10 protein-coding genes and 1 pseudogene are annotated in these 12,843 nt (G+C 74.3%); 5 read left to right on the forward strand and 6 right to left on the reverse strand.

Going from position 1 to position 12,843, the window contains the following annotated elements; translation table 11 throughout:
• Window positions 1-3 precede the first annotated feature (3 nt).
• The 5 genes from ABD54_RS11295 (at window position 4) to ABD54_RS11315 (ending at window position 6,186) form a co-directional block, all read left to right on the forward strand.
• Window positions 4-1,602 carry an acyl-CoA carboxylase subunit beta gene (locus tag ABD54_RS11295; RefSeq protein WP_047869409.1) on the forward strand — a complete coding sequence of 533 codons (1,599 nt, stop codon included), beginning with the start codon at window positions 4-6 and terminating at the stop codon, window positions 1,600-1,602.
• Window positions 1,603-1,609: 7 nt separating this feature from the next.
• Window positions 1,610-3,676, forward strand: coding sequence for a biotin carboxylase N-terminal domain-containing protein (locus ABD54_RS11300; protein ID WP_047869410.1), 2,067 nt, complete (start codon window positions 1,610-1,612; stop codon window positions 3,674-3,676).
• Window positions 3,673-4,845, forward strand: a complete 1,173-nt coding sequence (locus ABD54_RS11305) for an acyl-CoA dehydrogenase family protein (RefSeq protein ID WP_047869411.1) — start codon at window positions 3,673-3,675, stop codon at window positions 4,843-4,845. The genes ABD54_RS11300 and ABD54_RS11305 overlap by 4 nt, the downstream gene beginning before the upstream one ends.
• A 59-nt stretch (window positions 4,846-4,904) precedes the next feature.
• Window positions 4,905-5,522 carry a TetR/AcrR family transcriptional regulator gene (locus ABD54_RS11310; RefSeq protein ID WP_047869412.1) on the forward strand — a complete coding sequence of 206 codons (618 nt, stop codon included), beginning with the start codon at window positions 4,905-4,907 and terminating at the stop codon, window positions 5,520-5,522.
• A 94-nt stretch (window positions 5,523-5,616) separates the two neighbouring features.
• Window positions 5,617-6,186 carry a hypothetical protein gene (locus tag ABD54_RS11315; RefSeq protein ID WP_047869413.1) on the forward strand — a complete coding sequence of 190 codons (570 nt, stop codon included), beginning with the start codon at window positions 5,617-5,619 and terminating at the stop codon, window positions 6,184-6,186.
• 40 nt (window positions 6,187-6,226) lie between these two features.
• Here the strand turns inward: ABD54_RS11315 and ABD54_RS11320 are convergent, their stop codons facing one another.
• The 6 genes and pseudogenes from ABD54_RS11320 to ABD54_RS11345 form a co-directional block, all read right to left on the reverse strand.
• Window positions 6,227-7,561 carry a GH1 family beta-glucosidase gene (locus tag ABD54_RS11320; protein ID WP_047869414.1) on the reverse strand — a complete coding sequence of 445 codons (1,335 nt, stop codon included), beginning with the start codon at window positions 7,559-7,561 and terminating at the stop codon, window positions 6,227-6,229.
• A 170-nt stretch (window positions 7,562-7,731) separates the two neighbouring features.
• Window positions 7,732-9,018, reverse strand: a complete 1,287-nt coding sequence (locus ABD54_RS11325; protein ID WP_152692033.1) for an MFS transporter — start codon at window positions 9,016-9,018, stop codon at window positions 7,732-7,734.
• 156 nt (window positions 9,019-9,174) lie between these two features.
• Window positions 9,175-9,665: pseudogene (locus tag ABD54_RS11330) on the reverse strand (PadR family transcriptional regulator); the annotation flags it as partial.
• Between the two features lie 134 nt (window positions 9,666-9,799).
• Window positions 9,800-11,770, reverse strand: a complete 1,971-nt coding sequence (locus tag ABD54_RS11335; protein WP_047869416.1) for an acyl-CoA dehydrogenase — start codon at window positions 11,768-11,770, stop codon at window positions 9,800-9,802.
• A 118-nt stretch (window positions 11,771-11,888) separates the two neighbouring features.
• Window positions 11,889-12,176: a helix-turn-helix domain-containing protein gene (locus tag ABD54_RS11340; protein WP_047869417.1), complete on the reverse strand. Its 288-nt coding sequence runs from the start codon at window positions 12,174-12,176 to the stop codon at window positions 11,889-11,891.
• A gap of 167 nt (window positions 12,177-12,343) precedes the next feature.
• A complete protein-coding gene (locus tag ABD54_RS11345; RefSeq protein ID WP_047869421.1) occupies window positions 12,344-12,742 on the reverse strand; it encodes a hypothetical protein in 399 nt (132 codons plus the stop codon).
• Window positions 12,743-12,843: the final 101 nt, after the last annotated feature.

A 12,843-nucleotide genomic window follows, 5' to 3' on the forward strand; every position in this document is an offset into this window, starting at 1 on the left:
ACCGTGAGCGTGCTCAGGACCGGGATCGACACCGCCTCGCCCGCCTTCGCCGAGGCCCGCGAGGCGATGCTGGCCGAGCTCGCCGAGATCGAAGCCGAGCACGCCAAGGCCCTGGCCGGGGGAGGGCGGCGCTATGTGGAGCGCCACCGCGCCCGGGGCGGCCTGCTGGCCCGCGAGAGGATCGAACTCCTGCTGGACGAGGGCAGCCCCTTCCTGGAGCTGTCGCCGCTCGCCGCCTGGGGCAGCGACTTCCACGTCGGCGCCAGCCTCGTCACCGGCGTGGGCGCGGTCTCCGGCGTGGAGTGCGTGCTGGTGGCCAACGACCCCACCGTGCGCGGCGGCTCCAGCAACCCGTGGACCCTGAGGAAGACCGCCCGGGCCGCCGAGATCGCCGAACGCAACCGGATGCCGCTGATCAGCCTGGTGGAGTCCGGCGGCGCCGACCTGCCCACCCAGAAGGAGATCTTCATCCCGGGCGGCCGGGCCTTTCGCGACCTGACCCGCCTGTCCGCCGCCGGAGTCCCCACCGTCGCGCTGGTCTTCGGCAACTCCACCGCCGGGGGCGCCTACGTCCCCGGCATGAGCGACCACGTGGTCATGGTGCGCGAGCGCTCCAAGGTGTTCCTGGGCGGCCCGCCGCTGGTTCGGGCGGCCACGGGCGAGGAGAGCGACGACGAGTCGCTGGGCGGGGCCCGCATGCACGCCGAGGTCTCCGGCCTGGCCGACCACCTGGCCGAGGACGAGCGCGACGCGATCCGTCTCGGACGGCGCATCGTGGCGCGCCTGGGCCACCGCAAGGCGGGGCCCGCCCCGCGCCCGTCGGCGCCCGAACCCCTGTACCCGGACGAGGACCTGCTCGGGATCATGCCGCCCGACCTGCGCGTGCCCGTGGACCCGCGCGAGATCATCGCCCGCATCGTGGACGGCTCGGTTTTCGACGAGTTCAAGCCCTCCTACGGCGGCGGCCTGGTCACCGGCTGGGCCGACCTGCACGGCTACCCCGTGGGCGTGCTCGCCAACGACCACGGCGCGCTCTTCAGCGCCGAGGCCCAGAAGGCCGCCCAGTTCATCCAGCTCGCCAACCGCTCCCACACGCCGCTGGTGTTCCTGCACAACACCACCGGCTACATGGTCGGCCGCGAGTACGAGCAGGGCGGCATCATCAAGCACGGCTCGATGATGATCAACGCCGTCTCCAACAGCACCGTCCCCCACTTCTCGGTGCTCGTGGGCGCCTCCTACGGGGCCGGCCACTACGGGATGTGCGGGCGGGCCTACGACCCGCGCTTCCTGTTCGCCTGGCCCAGCGCCCGCTCCGCCGTCATGGGCCCCCGCCAGCTCGCCGAGGTGCTGTCCACCGTCGCCCGCCAGTCCGCCGCCGGGAAGGGGCAGCCCTACGACGAGGACCGGGACGCCGCCCTGCGGGAGATGGTGGAGCGCCAGATCGAGGCCGAGTCGCTGCCCCTGTTCCTGTCCGGGCGGGTCTACGACGACGGCGTCATCGACCCCCGCGACACCCGCACCGTCCTGGGCCTGTGCCTGTCCTACGCCCACAACGCCCCCGTCCGGGGCACCGACCGCTTCGGCGTCTTCCGAATGTGAGGAGACCTTGGACCACACGCCCTCCGCCGGGCCTTCCGGTCGGCTCGCGCAGCCGCGCCCCGTCACACGCCTCCTGGTCGCCAACCGGGGCGAGATAGCCCGCCGTATCATGCGCACCTGCCGCTCCCTGGGCATCGCCACCGTCGCCGTGCACGCCCCCGGCGAGGAGGGCGCCGCGTACGTGGACGAGGCTGACACCGCCGTGCGCCTGCCCATGCCCGAGGGGCGCGGCCCCGTGGACGCCTACCTCGACCCCGACGCCGTGGTGGCCGCCGCCGGCGCCTGCGGAGCCGACGCCGTCCACCCCGGCTACGGCTTCCTCTCCGAGAACCCCGCCCTGGCCAGCGCCGTCACCGGCGCCGGACTGACCTGGATCGGCCCCCCGGCCGAGGCTGTCGAGAGCATGGGCGCCAAGACCCGCGCCAAACGCATCGCCCGGGACGCCGGTGTGCCCGTCGCCGACGCCCTGGACCCCGCGCAGGTGCGCCCCGAACACCTGCCCGTGCTGGTCAAGGCCGTCTCCGGCGGCGGCGGACGCGGCATGCGCGTGGTCCGCGACCTGGCCGACCTGCCCGCAGAGGCCGCCGCCGCCCGGGCCGAGGCGGCCTCCGCCTTCGGTGACCCGGCGGTGTTCTGCGAGCCCTACGTCCCCCGCGGCCGCCACGTCGAGGTGCAGCTACTGGCCGACACCCACGGCACCGTGTGGGCCCTGGGCGAGCGCGACTGCTCCGTCCAGCGCCGCCACCAGAAGGTCATCGAGGAGACGCCCGCCCCCGGCCTGACCGACGACCTGCGCGAGCGCCTGCACGGGGCCGCCCGCCGCCTGGCCCGCGCCATCGGCTACACCGGCGCCGGGACGGCCGAGTTCCTCGTCCCCGTGGGGGAGGAGGGCTTCGGCGAACCGGTCTTCCTGGAGATGAACACCCGGCTCCAGGTCGAACACCCCGTCACCGAGTGCGTCACCGGGCTGGACCTGGTCGAGTGGCAGATCCGCGTCGCCGAGGGTGAAGCCCTGCCCGGTGGCGGCCCGCCCGCGCCGCGCGGCCACGCCGTCGAGGCCCGCCTGTACGCCGAGGACCCCCGCGACGGCTGGCGGCCCCGCACCGGCGTCCTGCACGCCTTCGACGTCCCCGCCGACACCCGCTTCGCCGCGCCGCCCGCCTTCGGGGTGCGCCTGGACAGCGGCGTCGAACCCGGCGACACCGTCGGCGCGGACTTCGACCCCCTGCTTGCCAAGGTCGTCGCCCACGGGCGCGACCGCCGCGACGCGCTGCGCCGCCTGGCCGCGGCCCTGGCCGCCGCGCGCGTTCACGGGGTGGGCACCAACCGCGACCTGCTCGTGCGGGCGCTGCGCCACCCCGCGTTCGCCGGGGCCGAGGCCCGCCCCGAGGGACTGCACACCGGCTACCTGGACGGCGACCGCCTCAGCGCCCTCGTCCAGCCCCTGGCCGACCCCGCCGCCGAACGCCTCGCCGCGCTGGCCGCGTCCCTGTCCGCAGCCGAGGCCGCCCGCACCGGCACCGCCGCCCCCGCCGGGGTGCCCGCCAACTGGCGCGCACTGCCCTCCCAGCCATTCGTCCGCCAGCACGACGTCGACGGCGACGAGGCGAGGCGGACCACCACCGCCTACCGCACCCTGAGAGGGTCCTACCTGCCCGAACAGGCCGGGGTCCGCGTGCTCTCGGCCGCGCCCGACCGGGTGGTCCTGGAGGCGGACGGCCTGCGCCGCGCCTTCGACGTCCACCGCCCCGACGCGGGCGGCGACGTCCACGTCGACTCACCCCTGGGGTCGGTCGCCCTCACCCCCGTCGACCCCCTGCCCGAACCCGAGGCCGGGGCCGGTCCCGGCGCCCTGCCCGCTCCCATGCCCGGCACGGTCACCGCCGTGGAGGTCGCCGTGGGCGAGCGGGTCGGGCCCGGACAGACCCTGCTGCGCATGGAAGCCATGAAGACGGAGCACCGCGTCACCGCCCCCGCCGCCGGTGCCGTCCGGGAGATCCCGGTCGCGGCGGGGCAGAGGGTGCCCGCCGGGGCGCTCCTCGCCGTCCTCGACTACGAAGGGGCCACGCCGTGACCGGTGCCATGACCTTCAGCGAACCCGCCGAGCGCGCCGACCTGCGCGCCGCCGTGTCCGCGTTCGCCGCGGGGTACGGGTCCGAGTACTACCGGGCCCGCGCCAAGGAGGGCGCCTACCTCACCGAGCTGTGGCGCGAGGCGGGCGGACTCGGCTACCTCGGCGTCAACATCCCCGAGGAGTACGGCGGCGGAGGCGGCGGCATCGGCGACCTGGCCGCCGTCCTGGAGGAGTTCAGCGCGGTCGGCTGCCCCACCCTGATGATGGTGGTCTCCCCGGCCATCTGCGGCACCGTCCTGTCCCGCTTCGGCACCCCCGAGCAGCGCGGGCGCTGGCTGCCCGGCCTGGCCACGGGCGAGACCATCATGGCCTTCGCCATCACCGAGCCCGACGCCGGGTCCAACTCCCACCGCATCACCACCACCGCCCGGCGCGACGGCGGGGGCTGGGCGCTCAACGGCCGCAAGACCTTCATCTCGGGCGTGGACGTGGCCGACGCCGTCATGGTCGTCGGACGCGTCCGGGACGAGGACACCGGGCGCCTGTCCGCCGCGCTGTTCGCGGTGCCCACCGACTCCCCGGGGTTCGAGGCCCGCCGGATCGAGATGGACCTGGTCAGCCCCGACCACCAGTACCAGCTGTTCCTGGACGACGTGCGTCTGCCCGCCGACGCCCTGGTCGGCGACCCCGGGGCCGGGCTCCTCCAGCTCTTCGCCGGACTCAACCCCGAGCGGATCATGGCCGCGTCCCTGGCCGCGGGCAGCGCCCGCCACGCCCTGGACAAGGCGGTGGCCTACGCCAGGGAGCGCACCGTCTGGCGCGACACCCCCATCGGCGCCCACCAGGGGCTGGCCCACCCGCTGGCCCAGGTCAAGATCGAGCTGGAGCAGGCCCGCCTGATGACCCAGCACGCGGCGCTCCGCTACGATTCCGGCGACGACGCGGGGGCGGGGGAGGCGGCCAACATGGCCAAGTACGCCGCCGCGGAGGCGTGCGTGCGCGCGGTCGACCAGGCCGTGCAGACCCTGGGCGGCAACGGCCTGGCCAGCGAGTACGGGCTGGGAGCGGCGATCGCCGCCGCCCGCCTGGCGCGCATCGCGCCGGTGAGCCGGGAGATGGTGCTCAACTACGTGGCACAGCGGTCCCTCGGACTGCCCAGGTCGTACTGAGCGGTCGGCGCGCGCACACGGGCCGCCTCAGGGACGCGGGGACGGAGGGAAGCAGCGACGTGGAAACCGGGGCCGACGACCGCGAGCCGCGCCAGGAACGCAGCCGGGCCACCCGCGCCCGGCTGCTGGAGGCCGCCGTGGCCTGCCTGGCCGAGGAGGGCGCGGCCGGCGCCACCGTGGGCGCGGTCGCGCGTCGGGCCGGGGTGTCGCGCGGCGCCGCCCAGCACCACTTCCCCACCCGCGAGGACCTGTTCCTGGCCGTGCTTCGGCACATGCTCGACAGCCGCGGCGCGGAGCTGCGGCGCGGCGCGGCGGCCGTCCCCGAGGGCGGAGGCCGCACCGAGGCGGTCGTGCAGATGGTCGTGGACGCCTTCACCGGAACGGACTTCCGCGCAGCCCTCCAACTGTGGTCGGCCGCCGCCAGCGACCCCGTCCTGCGCGAGCGGATCGTCCCCATGGAGGAGCGGATGGGCCGGGAGATCCACCGGGCCGCCGTGGAGCTGCTGGGCGTGGACGAGTCGGTCCCCGGGGTCCGCGAGACCGTCCAGGCCACCCTCGACCTGGCACGCGGCCTGGGACTGGCCAATCTGCTCACCGACGACGGGCCCCGGCGGCGCCGGATCGTGCGCCAGTGGGCGCGCACCCTGGACGGGCAGCTGCGGACCCCGGCACCGTGAACCGGCTACCTCGGCGGCACGGAGCGTGTTTATCATCGAAGCGACGGGACCACGGGCCCGCGACGAACGTCATCCCCGGACCGGACAAGGCGGTGTGAAGGTGAGCGCGGATGCGGGCAGGGACCTTCCGGACCTGGCCAGGCGGGCGCTGGACGCCTTCGCCGAGAGCGCCTCGCGCCGCAGGGACCGCGACGCCCTGATGGACAACGCCTTCGCCGCCCTCTTCGCCCTGTACCGGGCGACCACGCCCGCCCAGCGCAGGTCCCCCGGCGGCCAGGAGTTCAGCGCCACCCTGGCCGAGCTTCTGGTGGGCGGCAGCAACCCCGACCGGCTCGGCCTGTACGTGGTCCGCACCCAGACCGCGGCCGAGAACGGCGAGCACGAGGCCTACCGCCCCGCCTGCTGGCGGCGGTCCATGCTGGAGCTGCTCGGCGAGGAGTTCGTGCCCTGGGAGGCCTTCCTGCGCCCCGGCGACCTGGATGCCCTCCCGCGCATCGACGAGGCCCTCACCGCGGTGGCGGGCCGGGCGCGGCCGGTCAACGACGAGGAGGTTCCCTCCTGGGTGCCCGAGTCGCACTGGTGGTGGTGGGAGCCCGCCCGCCAGCGCGGCGGGGAGGTACCCGAACGCCGGGACAGCGGCACCCTGGACGCCGTCGCGGACTGACCCCGGCCGCGCCGGCTCCCGCGTGCGCAGCGGCCCTGCCTCACGCACCGGCTGAAGCGGTCCTGGCGGCGACGAGGTCCCGGTACCAGGCGAAGGAGTCCTTGGGGGCGCGCTCCTGGGTGGCGTGGTCCACGTGCACCAGCCCGAAGCGCTGGTGGTAGCCCTCGGCCCACTCGAAGTTGTCGGTGAGCGTCCACACGAAGTACCCGCGCACGTCCGCGCCCCGCTCCCGCGCGGCCTCCACGGCGGCCACGTGCCCCTCCAGGTAGGCGATCCGCTCGGGGTCGGCGATCCGCCCGCCGGGGGAGACCCGGTCCTCGTAGGAGCAGCCGTTCTCGGTGACGTACAGCGGCGGCAGGGCCTCGCCGTGGCGCTCGCGCAGCAGGTCGATCATCCTGCCCAGCCCCTCGGGCGCCACCGGCCACCCGAAGGCCGTCACGGGCGCCCCGCAGACCTCGCCGAACCCGAACGGCAGCCCCGACCCCCCGTCGGGCGCGGTGGCCACGGTGGGGTTGTAGTAGTTGACCCCGAGGCCGTCCGCGCTGCCCGCGATCGCCTTCAGGTCGCCCTCCCGCACGCCTGGGACCTCCGCGACCCCGAAGGCCGACAGGTCCGGGTAGGCGCCGGTCAGCACGGGGTCGGTGAACAGCCGGTTGTGCAGGGTGTCGTAGGCGTGCGCGGCGGCGGCGTCGGCCTCGGAGCCGGTGGCGGGGCGGACGGGGGAGTAGTTGTTGGTGAGCAGCGCCTCCAGGCCGCGCGAGCGCAGCTCCCCGGCGGCCAGCCCGTGCGCGAGCAGCATGTGGTGGGCCACCCGCATCACCTCGGGCACCGCCAGGGTCCGCCCCGGGGCGTGGACGCCGAGCGCGTGCCCGTAGGTGGTGTGCACCAGGGGCTCGTTCAGGGTGATCCACCGCTCCACCCGGTCGCCGAGGCGCTCGGCCGCCGCAGCGGCGTACTCGGCGAACGCGTGCGCCGTGCCGCGTTCGCTCCAGCCGCCCGCCTCCTCCAGCGCCTGGGGCAGGTCCCAGTGGAACAGCGTCGGCACCGGTGTGATCCCCCGGGCCAGCAGGGCGTCCACCAAGCGGTCGTAGAAGTCCAGACCGGCCCCGTTCACCGCGCCGCGCCCGGTCGGCACGACCCGGGGCCAGGCGAGCGAGAACCGGTAGGCGTTCACCCCGAGCCGGTCGAGCAGGTCCACGTCCTCGGCCCACCGGCGGTAGTGGTCGCAGGCCGTGGCCGGGCTGTGCCCGTCGCGGACCGCGCCCGGGCGCTCGGCGAAGACGTCCCACACCGACGGGCCGCGCCCGTCCGCGTCGAGGGCGCCCTCGATCTGGAAGGCGGAGGAGGCCACTCCCCACAGGAACGGTGACGACATGGACGGTACCTGCCTTTCGCTGCGGCTGACGGGGTGAACGGGGCGGATGCGCGTGGGACGGAAGGCGCGGGACCGGCTTCGGGGTCCTGGCGCGCTGCCCGAGCCCGGTGCGCGGACCCACCGTGCCGGGAGGGTTCCGGGGCGGGCCGGACGCGCGGGACGGCGGGGACTCACGCCACGCCCCGGATCCGCCACACCAGCACCGCGCCCAGCAGGCTGAGCAGTCCGCACACGGTGTACAGGACCGGGTAGCCGCCCAGGTGGACCACGATCGGACCGGCCAGGGCCGGGGCGATGACCTGTGGTCCGGCGCTGGCGATGTTGACGATCCCCAGGTCCTTGGCCCGACCGCCCGCGTTCGGCAGGACCTCGGTGACCAGGGCGTTGTCCACGGAAAGGTAGACGCCGAAGCCGACCCCCAGGACCACCGCGCACACCAGGCTCATCGGCCACGTCGGAAACGCGGCGACCAGGAACGCGGGCACGGCCGAGACCACCCCGGACAGGCACACCATCCCCCGGCGGCGGCCGATGCGGTCCGAGACCAGACCGGCCGGCACGGTCGTGGCCACGACCGCCGCAGTGTAGACGGCGATCAGCACCAGCAGCCCGTCCGCGGCCGAGGAACCTGGGAACAGCTCCTCGTAGCCCACCGCGTCGGTGAGGAAGTAGAGCAGGTAGAGGGTGAACACGGCGTTGCCCGTCTGCATGAGGAAACGGGTCAGCCACGCCCAGCCGAAGTCGGGGTGGCGGCGCGGGGACACCCACAGCCCGCGCGTGAACCCGCTCCAGGAGGGGCGCGCCTGCCGGGGCAGCGGCGGGTCGGGGGCCAGCAGCGCGAACGGCAGGACGCACAGGACGGTCAGCGCGCCGAGGAGGGTGTAGCCGGGGGCGATCCCCGTGACCACGACGGTCACCAGCAGCACCGCCACCACCACGCCCGCCGACTGCGGTACGCCGATCCACCCCGAGACCGCGCCGCGTTGGCGGACCGGCACGTGGTCGGGCACGGCCGCGAGCAGGGTCGCGTTCAGGCAGGACAGCGCGGCCTGGACGAAGGACCACCCCACCAGGACGCCGAGGACGCCGTCCTGCCGACCGAGCACCACCAGGCCCAGGCCGCCCAGGATCGCGCCGGCCAGGATCCAGGGGCGCCGGCGCCCGAACCGGCCGGTCGTCCGGTCGGACAGGGCCCCGGCCAGCGGGGTGCCCAGGGTGGAGCAGGCCGCGCCCGCCCCGGTCACCCAGGCCAGGGCGGTCTCCTTGGCGTCGGGCGCGAGCAGGCCGACCTGTTCGGGCAGCAGCACCTGGAGCGGACCGAAGAAGGCCGTCCACATGCCGAGGTTGGCCAGGCTGATCCCGGCCACCCACAGGCGGCGCACGGGCCGGGCGGGCTCGGCGAGCGCGGCGGGTGTTCGCGGGTCGGGTGAGGAGGACTGCGCGGGGGGTGGGCGCACGTGTGACCTGCCTAACATGAATGTCTCTCATGTTAGGGGGGCCGCTCCGCCGAGGAAAGGCCCGCGGCGGGGTCGGTTCGCGGTCCGCCGGCGCGGTCCCGGGGCCGGCCGTGCGCGGCGGCGGATCCGGCGCTTCAGTCAGTAATCGAGTTCGACCGACTCCGCGTAGTGCACCCGCATGTCCATGACCTCGCCGATGTGTCCCGCCTGGCCGGGGCCCTCCTCCGGTGCGTAGTGGGCGACCACGCCACCGCGCCACTCCTCCAGGCCCTCGACCCGCCGTCTGAGCAGGTCGACCGCCTCCCGCCGGGGCAGGTCCACGATGAAGCCCAGACCGGCCGAGAGCACGTCCGTGTGCGTGTCGTGCGAGGACAGGGCCCGGCGCAGCAGGGCGAAGTACTCCCGGGAGCCCTCACCGGTGATCTCGTACTCGGGCCGGGGCGGCCCCCGGAGGTGGAGGGAGCGGTCTCGTGGGCGTGCAGCAGACCCTGCCGGGCCATCTGCTTGAGCGCGTGGTGGACCGACCCCGGCTTGGCGTTGGACCACTCGTGCGCGCCCCAGGACTCCAGGTCGGCCCGCACCTGGTAGCGGTGCGCCCGCCCCCGCAGGCGGACAGCCCCCGGGACCAGCAGCCGGATGGCCGACATCCACCCCCCTCATCCCACCAGCGCGTCCGCGCCCTTCGGCGGTACGCGCCCTTCGACTCCGACCAGCCAATCCCCGCGCCCGGCGCCGCCTCCCCCGTGCCCTGACCGGTCTCGGCAGGGGGAGAGGAGGGGGCTCAGCCGCGTCCGGGGACCGGGTCGCCCTGGCGGGCGTGCTCGCCGCCCAGCGCGATCGGCGCGGCCAGCCACTCGTCGCGCAGGCCGAACGCGTTCACCAGCCGCACGGCGTAGGGGCGCAGGCCCCGGCACAGGTCGTTGACCGCCTGGGTGACCGCCTTGGCCCGCGAGGTGGAGAGCCGCTCGTGCTCCAGGAACCAGGCGCGGTTCTCCTCGACCACCGACATCACGTACAGGTCGCACAGCCGGCTGAGCAGCTTGGCGGTCGCGGTGTCCCCGCAGCGGTCGATCCCCGCCACGAACGCCTCCAGGACCACCCGGTCCATGTGCGCGCGGCCCGCGGCGAGCACGTGGTCCTGGGCGCGGTTGAACACGTCGAAGGCGTCCTCGCCGTTCCTGCCGGACCTGCGCAGCCGTGCGGCCAGGCCCTCGACGACGTGCTTCTCGCGGTCCTCCAGCAGCTCCAGTTGCCAGCCCCGGTTGTACAGGCTGGCCTCCTCTCCGCGCCCCGGGGCGGCCGCGACGAGCCGCTCGATCAGCGGGATCGCGGCGGTGCGCTCGATGACCGTCTCGAAGACCTTGCCCGCCATGAACCGGGCCAGCCCAAGCTGGTCCAGGTCGCCGAAGGAGTCCTTGAAGTTGGTCAGCAGGCCCTTGGTGAGCTGCTGGAGCAGGACCGTGTTGTCGCCCTCGAACGTGGTGAAGATGTCGGAGTCGGCCTTGAGCTGCGGAATCCGGTTCTCGGACAGGTAACCGGCACCGCCGCACGCCTCGCGGCAGGTCTGGATGGTCTGGCTGGCGTGCCAGGTGGCCACCGCCTTGAGCCCGGCCGCCCGCGACTCCAGTTCGCGCTGGGCGTGTTCGTCGCGCTCGGGGGAGCGGGACAGTTCGTGCAACCGGGTGACCAGCTCCTCCTGCGCGAAGTGCAGCGCGTAGGTGCGGGCCAGGGCGGGCAGCAGCTTGCGCTGGTGCGCCAGGTAGTCCAGGACGCGCACCTCCCGCTCGGGCCGCCCCTCGCCGTCGGGCCGGGTGAACTGGCGGCGGGTGTCGCCGTAGCGCACCGCGATGGTCAGCGCGGCCTTGGCCGCGCTCCCCGCGCCGCCCGCCACGCTGATCCGGCCCCGGACCAGCGTTCCGAGCATGGTGAAGAAGCGTCGGCCCTTGCTCCCGATGGGGCTGGAGTAGGTGCCGTCGGCGGCCACGTCCCCGTACCGGTTGAGCAGGTTGGTGCGCGGCACCCGGACGCGGTCGAACTCCAGCCGTCCGTTGTCCACGCCGTTGAGCCCGGCCTTGGGTCCGCAGTCGCCGATGCGCACGCCCGGCATCGGCCTGCCCCGCCCGTCCCGGATCGGGACCACCAGGGCGTGCACGCCGTGCTCCTCGCCGCCGGTGCTCAGCTGGGCGAACACCACCGCCAGGCGGCCGTCGCGGGCCGCGTTGCCGATGTAGTCCTTGCGCGCAGCCTCGTCGGGGGTGTGGACCACGAACTCCTCGGTTTCGGGGTCGTAGACGGCCGTGGTGCGCAGGCCCTGCACGTCCGAGCCGTGTCCGGTCTCGGTCATCGCGAAGCAGCCGGGCAGCTCCATCGACATCGTGCCGGGCAGGTACTCGGCGTGGTGGGCCTCTGTGCCCAGGGCGCTGATCGCACCGCCGAACAGCCCCCACTGCACTCCCATCTTCACCATGAGCGACAGGTCGTTGACCAGCATCTCGAAGCCGACCACGGACGCGCCGACGTCGTCGCGGCCGCCCACCGAGGCGGGGAAGCCGTAGGAGGGCAGGTCGGTCTTGGCCAGGGCTTTGATCTGGGTGAGCGTGCGGGCGCGGTGCTCCTCCACGGACAGCCCGTACACGGGGGCGTACAGGTCTCCCCGCAGGGCGTCGCGCATGTGTTCGCGCACGTGGGCCCAGCGGCCGTCGAGGAGGCCGCGCAGCTCGGCCTCGTCCACCCTCAGCGCCTGTTCGTTCATGTGCTCCCCCTGTGGTCCTGGCTGACGCGGCCCGGTCCGTGCCCGCCGCCGGAAGGGGCGGGCCGCGCACGGAACCGTACCCGCGGGTACACGACCAACGTTAGGGGCGGGTGGGAAGTCAGACGGCCAGGGAGGCGGTCGCGGGGTCCCGGGAAGCGGTCGCGTCGGCGTCCACCCGGCGCAGGAGTTCGTCCAGGGACAGGCCGAGCGCGGCGGCGATCGCCGCGACCGTGAAGAACGTGGGGGTGGGGATGCGCCCGCCCTCGATCTTGCGCAGGGTCTCGACCGAGATCTGGGCCTCGCGCGCGACGTCGACCATCGTGCGCTCCGCGCGGGCCCGGCGGAGCAGGGTGCCCAGCAGACGCCCGCGCTCGATCTGGTCTGCGGTCAGCGGTTCACGCACCATGCGTCGAGTCTAACGCCACGTCCCCGGGCCATATATGGATACCGCCGGTCCCACCCCCACGCCGTGATCTTGTACTCATAGCGTGTCTCGACCGCCCAACCTCGCTATAAGTACAAGATCACCGCAGATCAGAGCCGTGCGTCGCACCGACGACGGTTCCGGCCGGCCTACTGGCGCGTGGTCACGAGAGGGCGGGTGAAGCCCGCCATGCGCGGGTGGAAGGTCACCGGGAACCCGGGGCTGAACGCCGAGAGGCCCTCCCGCACCCGTTGGTCCGGCTCGCCGTACACCTCGAAGCTCACGACCGAGCAGTGCTCGTTGACCGCGCGGATGTAGGGGTCGGACAGGCTCCAGTGGGTGAGGACCGCCTCGGAGTCCGCGTAGAGCTGGAAGCTGTGGGCCAGCATGTTCTCCTCGTCGAGGAAGACCTCCACCATCAGCTGCGGGGCGTGCTCCTCGGTGAAGGCGACCGCGGACTCGACTGCTTCACGGTACTGCGCCAGGTGGCCGTCGGTGACGCGCATGGTGTTGTGGAACAGGAGCGTCTCGCCGTGTGTGGTGTCCATGGCCGCCATCCTTCTTCCTGAAGCAAGGTTGAGGTCAAGGGCGGTCGGACACCGAACCGCCGTCCGGCCGGGGCGGGGCCCGGCGGCGCGGGGGCCAAGCG

Origin of the sequence: Nocardiopsis sp. RV163 (assembly GCF_001029525.1) — a bacterium.
GTDB lineage: Bacteria > Actinomycetota > Actinomycetes > Streptosporangiales > Streptosporangiaceae > Nocardiopsis > Nocardiopsis dassonvillei.